The 21927-nt window shown below is 71.9% G+C and carries 21 protein-coding genes; 7 read left to right on the top strand and 14 right to left on the bottom strand.

What is annotated here, in order from left to right:
* Window positions 1-22: 22 nt before the first annotated feature.
* On the bottom strand, window positions 23-2299 hold the full coding sequence (locus tag ABT123_RS28010; RefSeq protein ID WP_351319620.1) for a S9 family peptidase: 2277 nt from the start codon (window positions 2297-2299) through the stop codon (window positions 23-25).
* A 32-nt stretch (window positions 2300-2331) separates the two neighbouring features.
* The gene (locus tag ABT123_RS28005; RefSeq protein WP_351319618.1) at window positions 2332-3000 is read right to left on the bottom strand and encodes a DUF4097 family beta strand repeat-containing protein; all 669 of its coding nucleotides are present in this window, start codon (window positions 2998-3000) and stop codon (window positions 2332-2334) included.
* Window positions 3001-3225: 225 nt separating this feature from the next.
* Between ABT123_RS28005 and ABT123_RS36785 the strand changes: the two genes are divergently transcribed.
* Window positions 3226-3924, top strand: a complete 699-nt coding sequence (locus tag ABT123_RS36785) for a helix-turn-helix domain-containing protein (protein ID WP_502971075.1) — start codon at window positions 3226-3228, stop codon at window positions 3922-3924.
* A gap of 1 nt (window position 3925) precedes the next feature.
* On the opposite strand, the gene ABT123_RS27990 is transcribed toward ABT123_RS36785, so the two are convergent.
* The gene (locus ABT123_RS27990; protein WP_351319616.1) at window positions 3926-4060 is read right to left on the bottom strand and encodes a hypothetical protein; all 135 of its coding nucleotides are present in this window, start codon (window positions 4058-4060) and stop codon (window positions 3926-3928) included.
* A gap of 164 nt (window positions 4061-4224) precedes the next feature.
* Here ABT123_RS27990 and ABT123_RS27985 point away from each other — a divergent pair, with 164 nt between their 5' ends.
* Complete coding sequence (locus tag ABT123_RS27985; RefSeq protein WP_351319614.1) at window positions 4225-5508, top strand: helix-turn-helix domain-containing protein; 1284 nt, start codon at window positions 4225-4227, stop codon at window positions 5506-5508.
* A gap of 11 nt (window positions 5509-5519) precedes the next feature.
* On the opposite strand, the gene ABT123_RS27980 is transcribed toward ABT123_RS27985, so the two are convergent.
* The 5 genes from ABT123_RS27980 to ABT123_RS27960 form a co-directional block, all read right to left on the bottom strand.
* On the bottom strand, window positions 5520-5921 hold the full coding sequence (locus ABT123_RS27980) for a DUF6009 family protein (RefSeq protein WP_351319612.1): 402 nt from the start codon (window positions 5919-5921) through the stop codon (window positions 5520-5522).
* Window positions 5918-7429, bottom strand: coding sequence for a DNA primase family protein (locus ABT123_RS27975; RefSeq protein WP_351319610.1), 1512 nt, complete (start codon window positions 7427-7429; stop codon window positions 5918-5920). The genes ABT123_RS27980 and ABT123_RS27975 overlap by 4 nt, the downstream gene beginning before the upstream one ends.
* Complete coding sequence (locus tag ABT123_RS27970; protein ID WP_351319608.1) at window positions 7426-8505, bottom strand: bifunctional DNA primase/polymerase; 1080 nt, start codon at window positions 8503-8505, stop codon at window positions 7426-7428. The genes ABT123_RS27975 and ABT123_RS27970 overlap by 4 nt, the downstream gene beginning before the upstream one ends.
* 577 nt (window positions 8506-9082) lie before the next feature.
* Complete coding sequence (locus tag ABT123_RS27965) at window positions 9083-11230, bottom strand: condensation domain-containing protein (protein WP_351319706.1); 2148 nt, start codon at window positions 11228-11230, stop codon at window positions 9083-9085.
* Between the two features lie 110 nt (window positions 11231-11340).
* The gene (locus ABT123_RS27960; protein ID WP_351319606.1) at window positions 11341-12297 is read right to left on the bottom strand and encodes an aromatase/cyclase; all 957 of its coding nucleotides are present in this window, start codon (window positions 12295-12297) and stop codon (window positions 11341-11343) included.
* Window positions 12298-12659: 362 nt separating this feature from the next.
* On the opposite strand from ABT123_RS27960, the gene ABT123_RS27955 reads away from it, so the two are divergent.
* A complete protein-coding gene (locus tag ABT123_RS27955; protein ID WP_351319604.1) occupies window positions 12660-13595 on the top strand; it encodes an AfsR/SARP family transcriptional regulator in 936 nt (311 codons plus the stop codon).
* A 19-nt stretch (window positions 13596-13614) separates the two neighbouring features.
* On the opposite strand, the gene ABT123_RS27950 is transcribed toward ABT123_RS27955, so the two are convergent.
* The 6 genes from ABT123_RS27950 to ABT123_RS27925 form a co-directional block, all read right to left on the bottom strand.
* Window positions 13615-14211 (bottom strand): dihydrofolate reductase family protein, encoded by a 597-nt coding sequence (locus ABT123_RS27950; RefSeq protein ID WP_351319602.1) that lies wholly within the window; start codon window positions 14209-14211, stop codon window positions 13615-13617.
* Window positions 14212-14334: 123 nt separating this feature from the next.
* On the bottom strand, window positions 14335-14916 hold the full coding sequence (locus tag ABT123_RS27945; RefSeq protein WP_351319600.1) for an acyl carrier protein: 582 nt from the start codon (window positions 14914-14916) through the stop codon (window positions 14335-14337).
* Window positions 14917-14972: 56 nt separating this feature from the next.
* On the bottom strand, window positions 14973-15620 hold the full coding sequence (locus ABT123_RS27940) for a ScbR family autoregulator-binding transcription factor (RefSeq protein ID WP_351319598.1): 648 nt from the start codon (window positions 15618-15620) through the stop codon (window positions 14973-14975).
* Window positions 15621-15672: 52 nt separating this feature from the next.
* Entirely contained in the window at window positions 15673-16500 is an 828-nt protein-coding gene (locus ABT123_RS27935) for an AfsR/SARP family transcriptional regulator (protein ID WP_351319596.1), read from the bottom strand.
* 251 nt (window positions 16501-16751) lie between these two features.
* Window positions 16752-17414 carry a ScbR family autoregulator-binding transcription factor gene (locus ABT123_RS27930; protein WP_351319594.1) on the bottom strand — a complete coding sequence of 221 codons (663 nt, stop codon included), beginning with the start codon at window positions 17412-17414 and terminating at the stop codon, window positions 16752-16754.
* Between the two features lie 165 nt (window positions 17415-17579).
* Entirely contained in the window at window positions 17580-18824 is a 1245-nt protein-coding gene (locus tag ABT123_RS27925; RefSeq protein WP_351319592.1) for a cytochrome P450 family protein, read from the bottom strand.
* A gap of 455 nt (window positions 18825-19279) precedes the next feature.
* Here ABT123_RS27925 and ABT123_RS27920 point away from each other — a divergent pair, with 455 nt between their 5' ends.
* From ABT123_RS27920 to ABT123_RS27905, 4 genes are all read left to right on the top strand, one after another.
* Window positions 19280-20263 (top strand): ScbA/BarX family gamma-butyrolactone biosynthesis protein, encoded by a 984-nt coding sequence (locus tag ABT123_RS27920; RefSeq protein WP_351319590.1) that lies wholly within the window; start codon window positions 19280-19282, stop codon window positions 20261-20263.
* 62 nt (window positions 20264-20325) lie between these two features.
* Window positions 20326-21081: an SDR family NAD(P)-dependent oxidoreductase gene (locus ABT123_RS27915; RefSeq protein WP_351319704.1), complete on the top strand. Its 756-nt coding sequence runs from the start codon at window positions 20326-20328 to the stop codon at window positions 21079-21081.
* A gap of 76 nt (window positions 21082-21157) precedes the next feature.
* Window positions 21158-21316, top strand: a complete 159-nt coding sequence (locus ABT123_RS27910; protein WP_502971074.1) for a hypothetical protein — start codon at window positions 21158-21160, stop codon at window positions 21314-21316.
* A gap of 114 nt (window positions 21317-21430) precedes the next feature.
* The gene (locus ABT123_RS27905) at window positions 21431-21889 is read left to right on the top strand and encodes a carboxymuconolactone decarboxylase family protein (protein WP_351319588.1); all 459 of its coding nucleotides are present in this window, start codon (window positions 21431-21433) and stop codon (window positions 21887-21889) included.
* Window positions 21890-21927: the final 38 nt, after the last annotated feature.

The raw sequence follows: 21927 nt of genomic DNA, 5'->3' as shown, positions 1-21927 counted from the left end.
CAAACGCGGCGTAAGCGGCCGATCAGGCGAACAGCTCGGCGAGCAGCTCGGGGCCGATGGCGATGGGGGCAGGGCGGTAGGCAGGGGGCTGGGTGCCGGTCAGTTCGCGGACCAGGAAGTCCCAGCAGCGCCCCCGGACGTAGGCCAGGCAGTCGATGAACGTGTGCTCGGCCCCGGGCACGATCAGCAGCTCGAAGTCCTTGTCCGCGGCGATGAGCCGGTCGGCCAGCCGCAGCGTGAGGTCCGGGTGGACCTGGTCGTCCATTTCGCCGTGGATGAGCAGCAGCCTGCCCGCCAGCCGGTCCGCGAGGTCCACATTGGAGGAACGGGCCCAGGCCTCGGGGCTGTCCGCGCCGTCGTAGGCCTCCACGAAGCCCAGGTTGAAGTAGCGGGCGTCGTGCGATCCGGAGAGGGCGACTCCGGCCTTGTACACCTCGGGGAAGTCCAGCATCGCCCGTGCTGCGGCGAACCCGCCGCCGGAGTGACCGAACACGCCCACCCGGTCCAGGTCCATCCACGGCCGGGTCCGGGCCAGCTGCTGCAGCGCCGCGACATGGTCGGCCAGACAGCCCGCGTCGGCCACATGGCCGTAGGAGGCGTCGTGGAAGGCCTTGCTCCGTCCCGGGGTGCCTCGTCCGTCCAGTGCGATCACGACGAAGCCGAGCGCCGCGAGGGGTTCGGCGTCCAGGCCCATCCCGCCGGGGTCGAAGCACGGAGCGACCCGGTTGACCTGCGGGCCGGGGTAGACGTTGTCCACCACCGGGTAGCGCTGGGCGGGGTCGAAGCCCCGCGGCCGGTACAGCACTCCGTAGATGTCCGTCACCCCGTCGGCCGCCTTGACGCGGAACCGTTCCGGCGCCGTCCAGCCGGTGGCGGTGAGCTTGCCGATGTCGGCGCGCTCCAGCTCGACCAGCACCCGCCCGGCCCAGTCACGGACGCGGGACACCGGCGGGGTGTCGACAGTGGACGCGGAGTCGATGAAGTACTCCTGGTTGTCGGGCACGGTGACGACGTGGTCCAGGTCGTCGTCCGTGACCTTGGCGAAGCCGGAGCCGTCCAGAGCGACCCGGCACACCGTGCGCCGGTACGGATCCTCGTCGACCAGCCCGGAGGCGGTGAAGTACACGACCCGCTCGGCCTCGTCGACGCGCAGGATCTGCCGCACCGCCCACGGCCCGGAGGTGACCTGCCCGAGCAGCTCGCCGGTGCGCAGGTCGTACCGGTACAGGTGGCCCCAGCCGTCCCGCTGCGAGTACCAGAGCACCTCGTCGGCCAGCACCCGCACGATCGGCGGCTCGAACATCCACTGGTTGGGCTCCACCCGGGTGGCCCCGGTCTCGCTGAGGACCGTGGTGACCTCGCCGGTGGCCGGGTCCAGCCGGTGCAGGGTGAGCGTGCGCAGGTCGCGGGGCCGGGCGAGGTAGTAGACCGCCGAGCTGTCCGGAGCCCACCAGGCCCACTTGATGGTGATCGGCGACAACTGCGGCATGAGCAGCGGCTCGGCCTGCGCGCGGACCACGGTGCCCGTGGAGACGTCCAGCACGACCAGCTCGGCCAGCGGCATGTTCTCGTCCCCGGCGTAGGCGAACCGCTGGGTGTGCAGGAGGGGCGCGCCGCCGTCGGCGGGCCTGGCTTCCACGAGGTGGGTCTGCCGGACGTGGCGCTCGTCGGTCCGGTGCGCCAGCACCTTCGTCGAGTCGGGCGACCAGGCCACCGCGGGCGGCAGGTGCGGAAGGCCGATCTTGCGCAGCAGGGTGCCGTTGCTCGTACTGTCCGGGCCGGGTCCGTACTGGTAGTCGGGTTCGCCGTCGGTGGTCAGCGCCCACTCGCGGCCGTCGGACAGCGAGCGCGCCCACAGGTCGTGCCCCCGCCGGGACACCGCCACCTTCTTGTCGGGTGACGGCACCTCCAGCGGGTTGCCCGGCGGCGTGAACTCGGCCCGCTCGCAGACGTAGCTGTCCAGGCTGCAGCACCAGTGCCCGCCGAACGCGTCGAACTCCAGGGCGTTCCCGGCCGTTTCGACGGCCATGAACGGCAGGGCCTCGGGGTCGACCTGTTGCCCGGAGGCGGCGGCCAGCCCGGCGGCGAGCCGGGCGTGGTCGAAGGCCGGCTCGCGGGTGCCCGCCGCCGGGTCGACCCGTACGAACCGCCTGCCGACGCCGTTGCTCACCGCGTACCGGAAACGGGCGCCTCCGTCGATCCACTGCGGCCTGACCTTGTCGCCGACGACGAGTTCGCCGGGGCGGGCCGGGCGGCGGAGGAGCTGCTCCGCCGCCCGGTAGTCCTGAGTGGTGCTCATTGCTTCTGTCTGTCCTTCCTGGGTGTCGGTGCTCAGAGGCTGCGGGCGGCGATGTCGCCGTGGGCGGTGGTCGCGTGGATGTTCAGCTCGGCGGTGCCGTCGGTGTTCTTGAGCGCGTTGTGGATCCGGCCGTAGCCGGTGCCGGCGTCCAGGGAGGCGGAGACTCCGCGGGCGGCGCCGACCGACACGTCGCCGGAGTCGGTGCGCAGCACGACCGTGCCGCGCACGGCCTCGGCGATCTTGATGTCGCCCTTCTGGGTGCTGATCTCCGCGGGGCCGCCCAGGCGGCCGACCACGACGTCACCGGCGAGGGCGGTGAGGCGGAGGCTCGCGGCCTCGTCGAGCTTGATCTCGCCGTTCGCGCCGTCGAAGGCGACGTCGCCGAGCCGCCCGACGCCGCGGAACTCGGCGCTGGCCGCCTTCGCCTCGACGCGGGAGCCGGCGGGCAGCTGGATGGTCACCTCGATGGATCCGGAGTGGCCGAGGACCCGGTTCTTCGCCGGCGCGGTCTCGATGCGCAGGACCCCGTCGCCGTATTCGACCGTGGTCTGCTCCGCCGCCGTCACGTCGCGGCCCTTCGAGGCGTCCGCGGGCCGGACCTCGACCGTGGTGTCGGCCCGGTCGGCGGCGATGAGCTGGATGCGCCCGGCGGGGATGTCGAGGATGGCGGCGATCGGGGTGGCGGTGTTGAACTTCTGCATGGCGCTCTCCTTGAGCTCGTCGTTTCCGATGAACGAAAAGCTACGTTGCCTTTCCAGTCCTGGCAACAGATTCGTTGCACACAAACAGCATCGTTGCAGGTAAAGGCCCATATTTCGTTGCAACGGCCTGCGCAGCAACGCAACGACAACCCTCCCTTCGTTGCATTGGACTGAGAGTGAACGCTATGCTGGAGGCATCAGGGAAGACAGGAAAGGGAGATCGCGATGCCGGGAGGCAGACTCACCCAGCAGGACCGCCAGCAGATCGCGCTGGGGCTGACCGACGGCCTCCCCTACGCGGAGATCGCCAGGCGTCTCGACCGCCCCACCTCGACGATCACGCGTGAGGTGATGCGCAACGGCGGCCCCACTGCCTACCGCGCCGACCTGGCCCACCGCGCCACCGAACACCGCGCCCACCGGCGCAGGCAGACCGCACCCCGAGGGCGGGAGACACCCCCGCAGGCCCACGGCCGCGACGCCGAGGCGGTACGCGAGTACGAGGAGGTGTTCACCACCCTCCTCATGCAACAAGGCCTGCCCAAGATGATGGCCCGGGTGCTGACCTGCCTCTTCACCACCGACACGGGCAGCCGCACCGCGTCCGAACTCGCCGAGCACCTCCAGGTCAGCCCGGCGTCCATCTCCAAGGCGATCGCGTTCCTCGAAAGCCAGGGCCTGATCCGCCGGGAACGCGACGAACGCCGCCGCGAGCGCTACCTCGTCGACGGCGAGCTCTGGTACCAGTCGATGATCGCCAGCGCCCGGGCCCACGCCCAGCTCGCCGAGACCGCGCGGCAGGGCGTCGGCGTCCTCGGCCCCGACACCCCGGCCGCCGACCGCCTCGAGAACATCGCCCGCTTCGTCGACTTCGTCGGCGAGAGCATCACCCGCGCCGCGGAGCAGGCCCGCGACATCCTCTAGGTCAGCGGGCGGCGATGGTGCTCGCGCAGGTCAGGTGGTGGACGACATACCCGATGCCGCCCGTCAGGAGCAGCGTCACCAGGAGCGGCGTCACCAGGAGCAGGAGCGGCAGTACGGCCAGGGCGATCGAGGACATGGGGCCTTCCTTTCGTCGGGGCACGCCAGCACCGGCATGCGATGAGGTGGCCGGTGTCGGCCCCTGCGATCGACCTTCGCGCCTAGGCTCGGTGTCCCCTCCTGGGAGCAGGTGGTTTCCCGGTGGGGAAGATTTCCGTGTGCCTCGGGGGAGCAGGAGCAGCCGTGTCGGAAAGCGATGGCCAGGGCCGGGACGGTGCCGGCTTGGAGGGTGTGGGGGAGCCGGGTTCCGTGGCGGCGGCGCGGGCGCTGGGAGTGCAGTTGCGGCTTCTGCGGGAGAACGCGAAGTTGTCCCAGCGGGATCTGGTCGCCCTGCTCGGGGGGAGCATCACCTCGGTGTCGCGGTACGAGAACGGGGAGCGGCTGCCCCGCAGTGCCTATGTGGAGGCACTGTTGGAGGAGGCGGACCTGCGTGGGCCGGCGCCGCTCACCGCCGATGTGCGCGAGTTGGTGACGGCCTTGTACGAGCGGGCGCTGGGCCCGGTGGGCGGGCGCAACAGCGAGCGGGCCGCGCTCTACGAGCAGGAGCGGGCACTGCGGGAGGTCCGTGACCGGGAGGCCGAGGCCACCCGGCTTCTGGGTGATCTGGCCGCCCAGCGGCAGGACCCGCGGACCGACACCGGATCGCGGGAGTCCCTGGACGCGCAGGCGGCAGAGGTGGAGCGGCTCAGCGCCCACCTGGCCGTGCAACGCCGGCAGATCCTGCGCAGGATCGACCGCCTCCTGGCCGGCCTCCCGGCCGAGAACGCCGTTGAGCTCGAACCCGGCCCCGGGGAACCGCCGCCCCCCGAGGGTGTTCCCGGGCTCGGCCGCAGTGCTGTTCCCCCCTGGGGACACCGCTCCCTGGCGGGCCTGGCAGCCGCGCTGATCGCGGTGGCGGCGATCGTCTGGGGGGTCGTGCTGCTCCAGCGGGACAACTCGGCCCCGTCCCCCTCACCGAGCCCCACGCCCTCGCCGTCCTCGTCCCCCACGCCGTCCGAGTCGCCCTCGCAGGACCCCGCGTCCTCCCCGCCGCCGAGCCCCACCCCGCCCCCGGTGACCAAGCCCCCCGCCCCGACGGTGCCCGCAGCCGTAGCTGTGCAGTGGCGCGGGACACTGACCCTGGACGACGGCAGCACCACCGGGATCCCCACCACCGGCTGGGCCCTCGACCCCGTCCCACCCCAACGGACAGCCCTGGGAGACATCGCGCTCGCCTGCCAACTCGTCTGCGAACCCGGGCGTTACGTCGGCAACACGATCATTACCGTCGACGGCTCCGGGGCACCCGCCCGCCAGACCTGCGTCGACCTCCTCAACACCAACGTCGGACAGCGCACCGCGGACGTCCCCGCAGGCCGCACCGCCTGCTTCGGAACCCGGGCCGGCCGCGTCGGACACTTCACACCGCGCCCGGGAAACAACGGCCAGGTCAAACTCGAAGTGACCGTGTGGGAACTACCCACCTGACAACGAACGCCTCAGTGCTCCGGCAGCGTTATGCCGAGTTCGCGCATCGCGGGGGAGGGCGGGCCCGCCGAGCGTTGGGTTTTGTGGCCCGTGACGCCCGGGGCCAGGGTGCGCGGGTCGATGGCCTCCGAGGGGGAGCTGGAGGCGTAGCTGCCGAGCGGCTGCTGATCTCGGTCGTGGGGGAGGAGCCAGAAGACCCGGCGCAGGAAGGTGCCGGAGACCCGGGAGGCCTTGGCGGTGCCGGAGAGGGTGGCATAGCCGACCATCCGGCCGTCCCGGTGGTAGGGCGGCCGGCCGCGGCGGCTCTGGAGGCGGTCGAGGGACTGGCGTACGTAGTCCAGTTCGTCGATCGGCTCCAGCCAGACGATGTCCGATTCGTGAGCGATCTGCTGGGGCTCGATGAGGGCGCTCACCGGACATCCTCCTCACCCGGGTCGGCGAGGAGGCCGATCCCGGGGTAGTACTTGCGCTGATTCGAGGTCAGCATCTGCTTCGGGCTGCTCATGCCGACGGTTTCCCGGACGCGGGCGGCAAAGGCACGCGAGGTCACCGGGTTGGCTCCCTCGTCGATGCACCACTGCCGGTACGCCTGGTACATCCGGCTCTGCTCCGCGCGCAGCTCCGGCCCGAGGGTGCAGGCCTCGCCGATGAAGCGGCCCATGTGGTCCTCGGTCTCCGCGTACGCGGTGGTCGCGATGCGGACCCGGCCGGGGCCGGTGAGGTCCTTCTCGCCCGACAGGTAGCGGCGGGCTCCGTCGATCAGCCAGGCGAGGATGCCCGGCCCTTCCTCCTGCACCAGGGCATCGGCCAGATTGTCGACCTTCCGGTGGTCGGGGACCACGCGTTCGAACGGAATCAGCCGCATGCGGCGCCAGAAGGCGAAGCCGCCGGTGCCCACCTCGGGCCGGTGGTTGCCGAGCAGCCACAGCTTGTGCGTCGGGTCGAAGGAGAAGAAGTCCTGGCGCATCCGGCGGGCCTTGATGCGGTCACCGCCGGTGAGCAGCTTGACCCGGGCCTCGTCGAAGCGGTCGCCCGGCTTCAGTTCGGAGCAGACGATGACCCGGCGGCCGTGGAGTTCGGCGAGGTCGGTGGGGTGTCCCTCGAAGGGCTTGGCCATCAGGAAGCCCGGCGGGGCCGCGTCCGCGTAGTCGCCGAGCAGCTTGACCATCACATCGAGCAGGACGGACTTGCCGTTCTTGCCGAGCCCGTAGAGGAAGGGCATGATCTGCGCGCCGACGTCTCCGGTGATGGAGTAGCCGAGCAGCAGGTGCAGGAAGCTGATCATCTCCTCACCTTCGGCGTCCTCGCCGAAGGTGTCCCGCAGGAACGACTCCCACCGCTTGATCGGGATCGGTTCGGGCCCGACCGAAGTCGCCCGCGAGTGATAGTGCTTGCTCGGATCCGGTGCGCTGATGAGTCCGGTGCGGAGGTCCACGACGCCCTTGGGGGTGCACAGGGCGTACGGGTCGGCGTCCAGCTGGGTGGCGTTGAGGACCATCCCCGGCGCCGACTTGGCCTGCAGCAGCATGGCCTTCATACCGGCCGTGGACAGGGCGCGGCGCCGGTGCTGGCGGAGGCCGGTGGTGGTGTGTTCGCCGCTCGGGTCGTGCACCGCGAGCTGTTCGGCCATCTCTCCGGCCGCCCAGACGACGGTGTCGTCCTCGTCGAGTTCCCAGCGGTGCCCGGCCCACTTGTACCAGCCCAGGCCCGGGACGTGCCGGTAGTCCCGCCCGTACAGGCGGACGAACAGCTTGGCGTTCCCGCGGTCGGTGAGGCTGTCCGGAAGCAGTCCCTCGGCGGTCGCCTGGAAGAGGACCGGCTGGTTCTGTGCGGGCAGCGGGGCGGGTCCGGCGTCGAGGATCTGCCGGGCGACGGCCACCGGGTCGAAGTCGGCGCCCGCGTCCAGGGGAGGCTGGGTCACCGTCGGCCCCCCGCGTACAGGGGCCGGCTCTGGCCGGCGGTCATGCCGCCCGCGATGATCTGCCGGGCCCGGGCCTGCTGGCCGGGGCGCACATGGTCGGCGACGTCCTGCAGGGCGCGCTCCCCGTCGGCTGCGGCCAGGTGTCCGGCCGCGACCAGGCCGCCCACCGTGTACGCGGCCCGGTTGAGCTTCTCCGAGAACCCGGCGCCCTGGGACTGCCGCCCGCACTCGGCGACTTCGGCGAGGACGGTGGTGAGTACGGCGGCGGCCTTGTCGCGGCCTCCGCCGGCCGTCAGGACCGCCTGCCGGGCCCGGGCGGGCACCTCGGCCCTGGCCGGCGGGGGAGTGACCCGGGAAGGCTCGGGGGGCATCAGGTGGCCCGTACGGAGGAGTTCGGCGGCCAGCCACTCCGGGAGTTCGGCGGGCGTGCGGCAGGGGCCCACGGCCTCGTACCGGCCCGCCTCGGTCACGGTCCCGGGCGCGACGATGTAGCCGCCCTCGCCCCGTACGTCGACCTGCCAGGCCAGGGCCCGGCCCCGGCTGGACCCGGTGGAGCACAGCCAGCTCCGCCCGCGGCCGGCCCGGTACCACAGGTGCAGCCCGCCGGAGGGGGTCCGCACCCGGAGGGTGTTCTCGTCCCCGGCGGGGTCGGGGGCGCCGTGGAGTGCGGCCAGCACGGCCAGGGTGTGGAAGCCGTTGGACAGTCCGGCCAGATCCACGCTGTCGGCGATGGCGATGCCCGGCAGGATCCGGTCCCGGGGCGGGACCTCGCCGCCGTGCGCGTCCACGTCGATGACCACGAGTCCGGCGGGGCCGGTGGCGACGCCGACGCCGAACCCTGGGTTGGCCCCCCACCAGCCGTCGATGCGGGCCGGATCGGTGGTGGCCGCGTGGAAGCCGTGGCACCAGCGGCCCACCGGAAGACACGGGCAGCCCGCGGCGCGGTGGTCGGCGGCCCGGCACAGGACGCAGTTCTTCGGCGGGGTCTTGAGCAGGGGGGCGAGCGGGTGTACGGGCCAGCCCTGCTCGGCACACCACCGGGCGACCGCGCGGGACTCGGGCGCGGCGGGCGTCATATGGCCACCTGCCGGTCGGCGACGGAGACGGCCCGTGAGTCGCTGCATGAAACCTGCAGCTCAGAGGGCATGTCCAACTCCAACAGCGACCGAAGCGACTCAAACTCAACTATGGGGCCGTCACACCCTAGCGGACGGCTGCTCAAAGCGGACGGACCGGACCGGCGTGGCGAACGGGTGACGGGCGGGCCCGGACTCGGCGATCCGGAATGGCTTCCTCCGGGGTGCACGGCACCCTGCGGGCGGGGATCAGCGACCGGCAGCGACCAGGCAGCGACGGAACGGCCTGCGGAAAGCGACTGAGCCGTTTCGGTCGCTGCTTCGGTCGCTGAGAAAAAATCGCAGGTCAAAGGGGGTCTCCACACCAAAACAGCGACTGAAGCGACTGAAGGTCTCTATCTATAACGCGTATACGCGCGCGCGAATGTCTTCATATACCGGAACTTGAGTCGCTTCGGTCGCTACTTGATCTTCATGCACCATCTGACCTGCGGAAACATCGAGCGACTGAAGCAGCGACCGAAGCCTTTCAGTCGCTGTTCCTTCAGTCGCTGAGCCCCTCGACCCCTCCGGAGGGTCAGCGACCGAAGCGACCGAAGCGACTGGAGCGACCGAACCTGCCGAGGGCCCGCGCCAGCTCCCGGGCGGAGCCCCGGCTGCCGTCCGCGGTACCCGCCACCGCCACCAGCGGGGGCGGCCACCCGTGCGCGGCGATCCGTTCCGCGACCTCCGTCGCCAGGGCCGCCGCCCCCGAGAAGCAGCCCAGCACCAGCGGCCGGCCCGTCGCCAGGACAGGGCGGAGGGCCGCCAGGCAGGCCGCCGCGTCCACCGGGGTCCCGGCGGCCAGGGTGGCGAGCTCCTGCGGCCCCGCGTACGCCCGGACCAGAGCCTCGTACCCGTCGGGCGGCGCCCCCGGCTGCGGGATCAGACAGACCGTCCCGGTCCGGGGCACGTCGGCCGGCCGCAGGGTGTGCAGGGCCGCGGCCGGCCGGGGCGCCACCCGGGGCACCGGGGCGTCGGCGAGCCCCGCCAGGACCTCGCCGACAGTGGTGGACTCCCCGGCGACCACGGGGAGTTCGCGCAGCAGCCGGACGGTCTGCGCAAGGATCTCGGCCGCGTCGGCGTCCGCGATCCGGCTCCGGTCGTGGACGGCGGTCAGCACCAGGCCGCCCGCCGGGTCGTGGTGGGCGCAGAGGCTGTACGGGACCCCGGTGTGCGGGCCGACGGCCTCCGGCGGGTCCACCCGCACCCCCTCGGCGGCGAGCGCCGCCCGCAGGAACTCCCGGGACAGCCGGGCGGTGTGCGGGTTTGCACTGTCGGCCGGGGCCTCGAAGGCCAGGACCGATTCGGTCAGTTCGTCCCCGTACGGGGCCCGGCCGGCCCAGGCGTGGATCTGCCCGGCAGAGATCCACTCGTAGGCGGCGGCGTCCAGGGCATGCCCGGTGAGGCCGGACAGCAGCTCCGTGACGGGCGCACCGGGGTCGACCACGGCATGCCGGGGGTGGTGGCCCTGCAGGGGGCCGGGGAGGCGTTCCACACCGTCCAGCAGAATGCCGCGGCCGGAGGCCGCCACCGAGAACGCCACATGGGGCTCGGAGCCCGCCCGGTGCAGCAGGAGCGCCCAGGCGGCCTGCAGGGCGGTGCTCTCCGCCGCCCCCCGGCGGGCCGCCCAGCCCCGCAGGCGCGCGGCCTCGGCCGGGGTGAGCCGCTGCCGGGACCGGCCGTGCCCGTGCCGGCCGGTGGGCCGCCCGCCGGGGAGCGCGGGCAGGGTGGCCGCGCCCCGCGGGGGAGCGGCGGCGGCCCAGTAGGCCCGGGCCGCCGCCGGGTCCTGGGAGGACCACCACAGCAGGTGGTCGCGCAGGTCGGGGCGGCGCTCCCCGCCGAGCGGGCGGCCCCCGGCCAGGTAGGCGCGGTAGAAGGAGTCCAGGAGGAGGCGCATGCTGCGGCTGTCCAGGAACGCGTGGTGGTACGTCACGAGGACCCGGATGGCGGCGGGTCCGTCGACGACGGCGATGCGCAGCGGGCCGGGCCGGTGCAGGTCGAACTCGCGGCGCCGCTCGCTCGCCAGGAGGGTGTGCCAGTCGGTGGTCCCGGGCGGGTACCGGACGATCTCGGGGGCAGCGTCGGCGTGGACGACGACGCCGGGTCCGGCCCAGGCCCAGGCTTCGGCGTTCAGGCTCGCTGCCGGGCCCTGGGCGAGTGCCGCGCGCAGGGCTGCCTCGCCGCCGGACACGGCCTGCCAGGCCGCCCTGAACCGCTCGGTGTCCAGGGGGCCGTGCCACCGCCAGTGCACCTGCTCGACGTGCAGCCCGCTCCCGGGATGGGCGAGCCCGTCGAGCAGGACCTCGCGCTGTACGGAGGTGACCGCCCCGGCCCCCGCAAAGCCCAGCCCCGGACCCGAACCCGAACCGACCCCGGCCCCCGTCCCGGAGCCCCCGCCGGCACCGTCACCGCCGGCCCCCGCCCCGGACTCCGCCGCGGCGCCGCCCGCCGCCCGCCTGGCCGGCTCCTCGTCCTCTCCGCGGAGCGAGGTGAGCAGGTCGGCCAGCGGCCCCGCCGGGAACGGCGGCGCGGGCAGCAGCAGGGTGTGGTGCACGGCCGTGTGCCGGCGCAGGGTCGGGGTGCACGGCGCCAGCAGCGACAGCGCCGCCTCCAACGCCCTCGATGTCAGCGGCCCGTACAGGTCCAGGGCGGGCGGCGGACCCGGGTCGATGACCACGGTCATGTGCGCCACGGTCGTCGGCTCCTCCCTGGCTGGCGGACAGGCGTACAAAGGGGACCGAGTATGCGAGACCCCGCCACAACACGCTGACGCGCCGCTGACACGGCTCCGGCTCACAGGCTCCGGACGGCGGATTCGGCGTGCCTCCGGGCCAGTTCCAGCATGCCGATACCGGCCTTGCCGAGGGCCTCCCGTACGTGCCTGCGGGCGTCGGAGAGCCGGGCCCCCGGGCCGAGCTCCGCCTCGACGGCCTCCTCCCGCAGCAGCACCCGGTGCTGGGCGATGGCGGTGACCCCCGTCTCGTCGGGTACCAGGGACCATTCGCCGGCATGGGCCGCCAGCAGGGCGGGGGGCCTCGTCTGCTTGTGGACGATCCGTCCGGCGTACGGGAAGCAGATCCGGACGGACTCTGTGCTCTGCACCCGGCCGTCCCCGGTGTGCAGGTCCATGCTGACCACCTGGACGCCGGGGGTGTGCTCGGCCACCTCCGCCCGGGCGACGTGCGGGACCTGGCCGGGCCAGTCGGCCACGCCGTAGAGGAAGTCGTAGACGAGCTGGGCCGGGCCCTTGACCCGTACCGCGTCCTCGAAGGTCAGCAGCAGGGCGTCCAGCCGGTCCCAGCGTTCGGCGGTCTCCTTCAGCTGGGCCAGTTCCGCCCGGCTGTTGGTGTCGGTGGCCCGCCGGACCCACTCGGCGTCCCCCGGCCGGTCCGCGGCCACCTCGAACTCGTGGCGCAGGACCAGCCGGCAGCGGCTCCGTCCCAGCTCCTCGACGGTCCAGCTGCCGCCCATGGCGAGGAGCGGCGGCGCGGGCAGTTCCTGGCGGAACTCGATGCGCCGGGCGTACGCGTCCAGGGTGCGGCGGGAGAGCCAGGACGAGACCCCGCCGTTTGCGGTGGCCCACATCCGGAACCGGTCGTGCACCCCGTCGAAGTCCAGCCGCTCCACATGGATGCTCGGCGGGACGAACAGGGGCCACTGGGTCGTGTCGGCGATCAAGGCGTAGACCACCCCGGCGGGAGCGTCCACGTCCACCGCGTACGACAGGCGATGCACTCGCGGACCTGACATCGGATCACACCTCTCTCCCCCCGCACCCCCCAGACTGACAGCGCCCGCCGGAGCATCGCTCGAACCTTTCTCGAGGCTTGCCGGAGCCTGGCCGAATTCCTCGGTCCGCACCCTGGGATTCATCCCTGGAATCTCCGGCCCCTTGAGCGAGCATCAAGCAGTTCATGCAGGTCAGGCGTGTGCGAGGGGCACAGAACCTGCTAGATTTCCGGGCGGGGGATGACCGCCGGACCTTGTTTCCGATGCCTTTTCGAATGCTGCTGTCATGTCTTTCCGCGAATCCCACCGGAACGCCGGAAGGAGCACCGATGGAATTCGCCGCATCATGTGAAGAGCCGTGCGACTTCCGCATTCTGGGTCCCGTGGAGGTCCACGACAGCGGTACCGGTTCGTGGATCGCACCGGCCGGCGCCAAGCAGCGGACCCTGCTCGCCGCCCTGGTGGTCCGGGCCGGCGAGGTGCTCACCGCCGACCGGCTCATCGACGAACTCTGGGGCGAGGTACCGCCCATGAGCGCGGCCAACGCCCTCCAGGCCCATGTGGCCCGGCTGCGCCGCCTGTTGCAGACCCCGGGGGAGGGCGGCCGGGACCGGATCGCCACCCATCCGCTGGGCTATCTGCTGCGCCCGGGCCGCACGGCCACCGATGCCCAGCAGTTCCACCGGCTCTCCGCCGAGGGCCGCGGGGCCCTGGCCGCCGATCCGGCACGCGCCGCGACGGTCCTGCGCCGGGCCCTGGACCTGTGGCGGGGGCCCGCCCTGGAGGACTGCGGGCGCGGTGCGATCTGTGCGCGGGAGGCGGACCGGCTGGAGGAGCTGCGCCTGACCACCCAGGAGGCCCTGTACGAGGCGAGCCTGCGGATGCCCGGGGCGCGGGCCGGGGAGCTCACCGCCGAGCTGGAGCGGCTGACCGTCGATCATCCGACCCACGAGCGGTTCTACGACCTGCTGATGACCGCGCTCCACCGCTCCGGTCGGCGGACCGAGGCCCTTGGCGTGTACGAGCGGGCCCGGCGGCGGCTGGTGGCCGAACTCGGGGTCGAGCCCGGCCCGGCCCTGCGGGGCCGGATGGAGGCGATCCTCCGGCAGGCGCCGGAAGGCCCGCCCGCTGCCCCGCCTGCCCTGCCTGCCGCGGCTGCCCCGGCTGTCCCGCCGGCCTTCGCGCCGGATGCGGCTGCCCTGCTGGACCTGGGTACCGAGATCGCCCGCCTGCGCCGCCATGTCGAGAGCCTGTCGCGGGCGCACGAGGAACTGGCCCGCCGGATCGACGCCCACCTCGGCAGCCGGTCACCCGGCTGACCGCCCGGGCAGGACAGGCCTATGCCTCGGCAGCCTTCCGGTAGGTACACACCTGGACGCCGGTGGGGCTGGTGACCGCGGAGACCAGTTTGAGGGCCTGGAGCCCGCCGTCCGCCGGGAAGATGGACTTTCCGCCGCCGAGCAGCACCGGCATGATCATCAGCCGGAGCTCGTCGACCAGGCCCTCGCTCAGCAGGGTCCGTACGAGGCTGGGGCTGCCCATGACCAGCAGGTCGCCGCCGTCACTCGCGCGCAGCTGCCGGATCCGGGCCACGGCCTCGTCGCCCGGAATGAGCGTGGTGTTCTCCCACGTCAGCTGGTCATCGCCGAGGGTCCGGGACACGACGTACTTGGGGAGGGCGTTCATCCGGTCGGCGAAGGGGTCGCCGGCCCGCTCCGGCCAGGCCCCGGCCATCGTCTGCCACGTACGGCGGCCGAACAGCAGCGCCTTGGCTCCGGACAGGGCGTCGTCGAAGGCGCCGCCCACCACCTCCGGGTCGAAGAACGGGTGCGACCAGCCCCCGTGCGCGAAGCCGCCGTCGGTGTCCTCGTCGGGGCCGCCGGGTGCCTGCACGACGCCGTCCAGGCTGATGAACTCGCTGATCACGATGCGCATGGGAACTGCTCCTCTTCCGGGCCGGTTCGGTTACAGACATGTAGACCGTCCCGCCGCCCGGAAGTCATCGCACCCGGCCGCTCCATTTCCTGTGATCCAGGTCACGCCACCCGTTCAGGAGGGTCAGGAGCGGACTGCGTCCAGTACGGCGTCCAGGTCGCGGGGCCGGTCCGAGGTCCGCTCGGCGACGGCGGCGGCCAGTGCGGCCAGGGTGGGGTGGTCGCGCAGGGAGTCGGCCGACAGGCGCACCCCGAAGGTGCGGTTGACGACCGCGAGGAACTCCGCCGCGTGCAGGGAGTCCAGGCCGAGCTCGGCGAGGGCGGTGCGCGGATCGAGGGAGCCCGCATTCCGGCAGAGGACGGCGGCGAGCTGTTTCCGCAGCTCCGCGGCGATCCGGTCGGCGGCGGTCCCGGCCGGCTGCGGGGCCGGTGCGGCCTCGGCGAGTTCCAGCAGGACCTGCCGCGCGAACAGCGCCGGGGTCGGGTGGTCGTACAGGTCGGTGGCCCGGGCCCGGATCCCGTACCGCGCGTTGACCATGGCGATGAACTCCAGGGTCAGCAGGGAGTCCAGCCCCAGCGCGGGGAACGGCTCGTCGGGGTCGATCTTCTCCCGCTGGACCCGCAGCACATCGCCGAGCACTCCGACGAGGTCGGCCAGCACGTCCGCGGGCGGCACGGCCGACGCCGCATGCTGCTCACTCGTCATCGGTGGCTCCTTCACAGAATCGGTGAATCGGTGAATCGGTGGAACGCAAGACACGGTCACGGGCACGAGGCGGTCAGTTCCGCCGCGGTGTCCGGGGCCGAGGTGCGGTACCCGCTCTCCCGGCCCGCGGGCACCAGGCTGGGCAGCAGCAGGGTCCACAGCGCGGCCACCCTGCGCCGGAGTTCCCCGTACGGCATGCCCGTGCCGGCCATCACCTCAATCCCGCAGGCGGCTGCGGCGACCAGCGATTCGGCGCTCTCCCAGCGGTTCTTGCCGTGCAGCTCGCCGGCGTCGCGGGCCTGGCGCAGCAGGCCGCAGACGGCGGCGATCCAGGCCCGGTGGAAGTCGGTCACGGGCGGCCGGAGCCCGCTGCACTCCTTGGTGATCCGGAAGCTGGCGGGAATGGCCGGCTCCTCGTGCAGGGTGCGGGCCAGCCAGTGGGTGATGTCGACCAGGGCCTGGAGCGGGGGCACGCCGCGCTCGCGCAGGGAACGCACCGAGTCGTTGAGCATGGTGATACCGCGCTGTTGGACGGCCTCGGCCAGTTCGTCCTTGGAAGCGAAGTGGAAGTACAGGGCGCCCTTGGTCACCCCGGCTGCGCCGGCGATGTCGCCGAGCGTCGCATTGGCGTATCCGTTCCGGTTGAACAGCTCCGCACCGGCATGGACGAGTTTCCGGCGTGTCCGCTCCGACCTCTCCTGCACCGCACCGCCTCCCCGGCCCATGGCGGGACCCGTGGTCTTGCCCGATGCCATCTCAGCCCACGCGTGCGAGTCGGTCGGCTCCTGTGTCGGCCGGCTCGACGGGGTGCTCGGGGCTCGACATGAGGATGGACCGCTGCAACCGGCGCAGCGCGGCGGAGGGTTCCAGTCCGAGTTCGCGGACGAGAGTGCCGCGCAGGCGCTGGTAGACGTCGAGTGCTTCGCCGCGGCGGCCGGAGCGGTGGAGGGCGAGCATGAACTGGCCGTGCAGGTTCTCGTGCGTGCGGTAGCGGCTGGCGAGGACGGTGAGTTCAGCGAGGAGTTCGCGGTGTCGTCCGAGCCGCATATCGGCCTCGATGCGCTGGTCGAGCGCGCACAGCCGGGTCTCTTCGAGCCGGCGGGCTTCCATTTCGAGCTGGGCGCCGCCGTGGACGTCGGCGAAGGCGGCCCCCGACCACAGGGAGAGGGCCTCGCGCAGCAGGCGGGCGGCGCCGGGGAAGTCCCCGGCGTCCATGGCCCGGTAGCCCATCCCGGCGAGCCGGTCGAACTCCCGCACATCGCTGGTGCCGCCATTTCCGGCCAGGAGATATCCGCCGGGGAGGGTGACCAGAACGTCCTTCGCGGTCCGCGTCTCGCCCTCACCGCCGGCTTCCAGCGCCGTGGTGATCATCGCCCGCAGCTGCAGCACGTACGTCTGCAGCGTGGTCCGGGCGCTGCGCGGGGGCTCGCCCGCCCAGAGTTCCTCTATCAGCGCGGCCACCGGCACGACCTGATCGGCATGCAGGGCCAGCAACGCGAGCACCTGCCGCGGCTTCGGAGCAGTCGGCGTGATCGAAACACCGTTCTCACGCACCGCCAGTGCACCCAGTACATCGATGTCCACGCCGTACTCCCCGTGTCCGTGGGTGGATGGCCGTCGCCGAGCTCAGTAGAAAACAGCACCGACGGTTTGTCAATACCAAACCGATTGCGCTGTTTCTGGAGCTCGGGATTCCTGACCTGTCCTCAGGAACATATGCTGAGCAGGGAGTTTGCCGCTAGGACATGGATCCGACGGTCGACCGGCAGGCTCGGGGCGAGGCCGCGAGGGCCTCAGAATCGCACCTGTTGGTCTGTTTTCAATGGCCGAGCTCCTCAGACCCCCGCGGTCTCGGGTTCCTGTTCCGCCTCGATCTCGGCGGCCACCTCGGCACCCCGCTCCGCGGTGATGGTGAGCCGGGCCAGGACCGCGGGAGTCGCGATGCTGGGGTAGATGTGCTGGTAGACCCCTGCGACCCGCTGCTCGATGTCATCGCGGTCGTTCAGCGTCTGGGAGTAGATCTGGGCCCCCGTCCAGCACGCGGAGATGATCCAGGCCGTCTCCGCCGGGTCCACGTGGGGGAGCAGTTCACCCTGCCCCTTGGCCTCGGCGAGCAGCCGCTCGGTGAAATCGATCCAGCCGGGAACGGAACCGCCGCCGAAGATCTCGCGCATGTCCGGCCCGAGCGACAGCCGCGCACCGGCGCTGAGCATCGGGTCCCGCTTCATCCGGTGCGCCAGCAGCAGCGCCACGTCCACGAGTTCCTGCAGCTTGCTGTCCCGGCTGGGCACCCCGCCCTCGGACAGCTGCTCGTCCAGCACGCCCTGGGCCAGCTCCTGCTTGGAGGAGAAGTGGAAGTACAGCGCCCCCTTGGTGACGCCGGCCCGGGCGAGGATGTCTGCGATGGTCGCAGCCTCGTATCCGCGCTCGTCGAATACCGCCGCAGCCGCTTCCAAGATCGCGCGACGCGTACGAACCGCACGCTCCTGCCGTGCCACGGTGCCTCCGAAAGGTCGTCAGTTGCCGGCGGGCCTCCCTGACAGGATTCCCACCTCGTCCTCAAAACCAACCAGAAGGTCCGTATTTTATCAAGCCACAGTTGACAAACGCTCCAACGACCATTGACTCGCCGAGCTCCTCGGCACCCCCCGGCGGCCCGGCAACTAGGCGCTCTTCGACGGCCCCAGCCGCACCGGAAGCTCCCGCAGGCCGTTGGAAATGAAGGATTCCGTGCGGGGCAGTCGGCCCGGTCCGCCCGCCGCCGAGATCTCCGGGAACCGCTCGAACAGGGCCGCCAGGCTCACCGCCGCCTCCAGCCGGGCGAGGGTGGCCCCCAGGCAGTAGTGGACTCCGTACCCGAAGGCCATGTGGTCGCCGCGGGTCGGCCGGGTGATGTCGAAGGCGTCCGCGTCCGCGCCGTGCAGGGCGGGATCGCGTCCGACCGAGGCGAAGGAGACGATGAACGCCTCCCCCTTGGGGATCACCGATCCGCCGATCTCGATGTCCTCGACGGCGAAGCGCAGGAACCCGTTGGCGGCCGGCGGCTCCAGCCGCAGGGTCTCCTCGACCACGTCCTCCCAGGTCGCCAGTCCGGCCGCCACCAGCTCCCGCTGGGCGGGGTGGCGCAGCATCAGGTCGACGGCGCTGGAGATCAGGTTCACCGAGGTCTCGTAGCCCGCGGTGAAGAGCAGGATCAGATTGTCGGTGAGCTCCTTCTCGCTCAGCCGCGGGCCGTTCTCGTCGTCGCGGGCCGCAATCATGGCGCTGGTCAGGTCGTCCGCCGGATGCGCCCGCTTGTACGCGACGAGGTCGGTCATGGTCGCGTAGAGGTCGACCGAGTTCTGCCGGGCCTGCACCACCGAGATGCCGGTGTCGAAGAAGCCGTTGATGATCTTGTGGAGCATGCCCCAGGAGTGCTCGGGGATGCCGAACAACTCGAACATCACTCGAGTCGGCACCTCGTGCGCGTACCCCGCCCGCAGGTCCACCGCCTCCTCCCCGGACATCCCGGCGAGCTTGTCGAGCATCTCGCCGGCCACCGCCTCGATGCGCGGGCGCAGGGCGGCGACCCGGCGGGCGGTGAAGGCTGTCATCACGGGTCTGCGCAGCCGGGTGTGTTCCGACCCGTACGCGGTGATCATGTTCTGCACCGAGACCCAGATGGACAGCGGCCAGGCGTGCGTCACCTCGCCGTCGATCCAGGCGCGCCAGTGGCGGTAGGCGTCCTTGGAGACGCGTTTGGGGTCGGCGAGGAGGTCGGCGAGGGCTTCGTGGCCGGCGACCGCCCAGCCCGGAACCCCGCCGGGGAGGGTCACCTTGACGATCGGGCCGAGCTCTCTGAGCTGGGCTGCCTCGCCGTGGATGTTCCGCCCCGAGGGGTCGATGACTATCGGGCACTGACGGAGCATCAGGGATCTCCAGCGGTCGGCGGCGACAGATGTCGAACGACTCGACACCCTACGAACAAACCGCCTGGCCGGTTCTTCCAAAACCGACGGCGGACCCAATTCTGGCAGTTCGAGAAGGCCCGTGCCACCGGACCCGCCCCAGGTGGCAGACCGTGCCACCCAGCGGCGCAGCCCGGCCAACGGCCGGATTTCGACCCCCCGTCCGACCGGGCCCGCAAGACCGGAAGTCGGCCTCCCACTTGGGCTGCAACGCTCTCACCCGGCCTGCCGTACCCCCTTCTCGGCCTGCCGCGGAGGAGGATCGCCGAGGCGCGAGAACATCCGTGGCTCACAAGTGCTTCGCGTGGCAGGTGAGAAAAGGGCGCGCCATACGGACCTTGCAAATAAAACCGGAGAGTACGTATCTTGCGTGTCTGAAGCCCCTCATCCGTCGATCCGGCTCTGTGGAGAGGTCCATGACCCTGCTTACGTTCGAGAAGAACGCCCCTTCCGTCCCGCTCCACGGAACCGCGCCCTGGACGCGCTGCAACGAACACCCGAGCCTGACCACCACGGTTCCCCGCGAGTACGTCCACCGCAGCTCCCTCGCCGAGGTGTTCCTGACGGGCTACGAGCGGATCGGGGACGACGTCTTCTCCCTCAAGGGGCAGTGGCCCCGGGCCCACACCTTCTTCGTGAGCCCCGACGGCACCGGCCACGACCCGGTCCAGGCCGGGGAGACCATCCGCCAGGTCGGCCTCTTCCTCTGCCACGCGGAGTACGGCGTACCGCTCGGCCACAACGTGCTGCTGTGGAGCCTCGGCTTCAGCACCGACCCGGCGGAGCTGCGCATCGGCACCGACCCCTCCGAGCTCGAACTCATCGCGACCTGCACCGACTTCGTCTGGAAGGGCAGCAAGTTCTCCGGGTTGCTGGAGGTGACCATCTACCGCAACGGCCGGGTCGCCGCCACCGGCACCGCCACCTTCAGCTGTGTCCCCCCGGCGGTGTACCGCAGACTTCGCGGCAGTCACGGTCCGGGTTCGGTGCTCCAGCCCCTGGAGCGGCTCACCCCCATACCGGCCGCCGACGCCGGACGACTGCTCCCCTTCGACGTGGTGCTCGCCCCCTCCGATCGGCCGGACCGCTGGCTCCTGAGCCCCGACCTCGGGCACCCGATCCTCTTCGAGCACGCCAACGACCACCACCCCGGCATGGTGCTGGTCGAGGCCGCCCGGCAGGCCGCCTGCGTGCAGCTGCAGCAGCCCGGGCGCGGGTACGTCCCCTCGGGCCTCACCGCCGCCTTCCACAACTACGCGGAACTCGACCAGGAGTGCTGGATCGACGCCCGGCTGCTGCCCGGCGGGCCGGCGGACACCCGGACCGTCGAGGTCACCGGCCACCAGAACGGCCGGCTGATCTTCGAGGCCACCGTCACCGGCACCCCGGCCGCCGTCTGACCCGCCCCGGACCACATCTACAGTCGGACGTCGTGAACGTCGTGAACGCCGGGGGGAACGGAATGCTGCTCGAGGGAAAGTCGACCCTGATCACAGGTGCCAGCACCGGCATCGGGGCGGCTGCCGCCCGGGTGTTCTGCCGTGAGGGCGCCGCCGTCACCCTGGTCGCCCGGCGGGAGAAGGAACTCGCCGCGCTCACCGAGGAACTCACCTCGGCCGGCCACCGCGCCCAGTACGTCCTCGCGGACGTCCGCCAGCGCGCCGAGGTGGCCCGCGCGGTGGCCGCGGCGACCGAGGCCTTCGGTGGCCTGGACGCGGCCTTCAACAACGCGGGACTCGCCGCGATGCCCGGCCCCATGCACCTGATGGACGACGAGGTCTACGACAGCGTCATGGACACCAATGTGCGCGGCGTGTGGAACTGCATGCAGTACGAGATCGCGGCCATGCTCGAACGCGGCGGCGGAGCCATCGTCAACAACAGCAGTACGGCCGGACTGGTCGCCACCGTCGCGGGCGCCCCGTACATCGCGGCCAAGCACGCGGTGATCGGGCTGACCAAAGCGGCTGCCAACGAGTACGGGACCCGCGGCATCCGGGTCAACGCCCTCGCCACCGGAGCCACCCGGACCGAGATGCTCGCCGGGTACCTGGACGAGGACCCCGAGCGGGAGCCCGCGATGGCGCGCAAGGCGATGCTGGCCCGCCTCGCGGAAACCCACGAGATCGCCGAGGCGGCTGCCTGGCTGTGCAGCGACCGGTCCTCCTACCTCGCGGGCGCGACCGTACCGGTGGACGGCGGTCGCACCGCCCGCTGAGCCGCCCGCTTCAGCCAAGCCGCGGCGGCGTCCAGTCGGCGTGGCGCAGGACGGCCCGGAGGGTCGCCCGGGAGCGGTGCGCGAGGTGCTGGCCGCCCAGGGCGTGGCGGATCCGGCGGGCCGCACCCTCACCCTGCTGGCCTGCGTGGACGGACTGGTATTCGACCGGCTGCTGGCCGGCGGGAGCGTCTCCGGGGAGGAGATCCGGGCGCTGGTGGCGACCGCCCTGCGGTAGCGCCGCGCCACAGGAAAAATTCTTCGCGGCAGCGGTCACATCCTCGGTTCCGGTTCCGTCATTGCTGTGACGGACCGAAACGGGCACCCGCCCACCAAATCGAAGGAATGTGTCATGACCGCACGTATGGGAAATCCCGCCCTCCTCGTCCCCGGTGCGATGCCGGCCCTGCTCTCCATCGCCAAGGCGGTCGCGAAGACCGGAATCAGCGAGCGCACCCTGGAACTCGCCCACATCCGCGCGAGCCAGATCAACTCCTGCGGGGTCTGCCTCGACATGCACCCCAAGATCGCCAAGAAGCTCGGTGAGACGGACGAGCGGATCCACGCGGTGGCCGGCTGGCGCGACACCCCCTACTTCACCGACGCCGAGCGGGCCGCCCTGGCGCTGGCCGAGGCAGTCACCCGGGTGGCCGACACCAGCGACCCGGTGCCGGACGCCGTGTACGAGGAGGCCGCCCGGCACTACGACGAGCCGCAGCTGGCCGCGCTGATCCTCTCGATCGCCACGGTCAACGTCTGGAACCGCATCAACGTGGCCACCCGCCAGATGGCCGGCACCGCCTGGAGCTGACGTTCCGGCAGGTCAGCGCGTCAGCACCTCGGCACATC

Origin of the sequence: Streptomyces sp. NPDC002054 (assembly GCF_040296685.1) — a bacterium.
In the GTDB taxonomy this organism is placed as follows: domain Bacteria; phylum Actinomycetota; class Actinomycetes; order Streptomycetales; family Streptomycetaceae; genus Streptomyces.
The sequence above is the reverse complement of the archived record's forward strand: the minus strand, read 5'-3'. Positions and strand labels throughout refer to the sequence as shown.

Coding starts and splice junctions, on each gene's coding strand:
- ABT123_RS28010 (WP_351319620.1), bottom strand. CDS start 2,299: ATGAGCACCACTCAGGACTACCGGGCGGCGGAGCAGCTCCTCCGCCGC.
- ABT123_RS28005 (WP_351319618.1), bottom strand. CDS start 3,000: ATGCAGAAGTTCAACACCGCCACCCCGATCGCCGCCATCCTCGACATC.
- ABT123_RS36785 (WP_502971075.1), top strand. CDS start 3,226: ATGCCGGGAGGCAGACTCACCCAGCAGGACCGCCAGCAGATCGCGCTG.
- ABT123_RS27990 (WP_351319616.1), bottom strand. CDS start 4,060: ATGTCCTCGATCGCCCTGGCCGTACTGCCGCTCCTGCTCCTGGTGACG.
- ABT123_RS27970 (WP_351319608.1), bottom strand. CDS start 8,505: ATGACGCCCGCCGCGCCCGAGTCCCGCGCGGTCGCCCGGTGGTGTGCC.
- ABT123_RS27965 (WP_351319706.1), bottom strand. CDS start 11,230: ATGACCGTGGTCATCGACCCGGGTCCGCCGCCCGCCCTGGACCTGTAC.
- ABT123_RS27960 (WP_351319606.1), bottom strand. CDS start 12,297: ATGTCAGGTCCGCGAGTGCATCGCCTGTCGTACGCGGTGGACGTGGAC.
- ABT123_RS27950 (WP_351319602.1), bottom strand. CDS start 14,211: ATGCGCATCGTGATCAGCGAGTTCATCAGCCTGGACGGCGTCGTGCAG.
- ABT123_RS27945 (WP_351319600.1), bottom strand. CDS start 14,916: ATGACGAGTGAGCAGCATGCGGCGTCGGCCGTGCCGCCCGCGGACGTG.
- ABT123_RS27925 (WP_351319592.1), bottom strand. CDS start 18,824: ATGCTCCGTCAGTGCCCGATAGTCATCGACCCCTCGGGGCGGAACATC.
- ABT123_RS27920 (WP_351319590.1), top strand. CDS start 19,280: ATGACCCTGCTTACGTTCGAGAAGAACGCCCCTTCCGTCCCGCTCCAC.
- ABT123_RS27915 (WP_351319704.1), top strand. CDS start 20,326: ATGCTGCTCGAGGGAAAGTCGACCCTGATCACAGGTGCCAGCACCGGC.
- ABT123_RS27905 (WP_351319588.1), top strand. CDS start 21,431: ATGACCGCACGTATGGGAAATCCCGCCCTCCTCGTCCCCGGTGCGATG.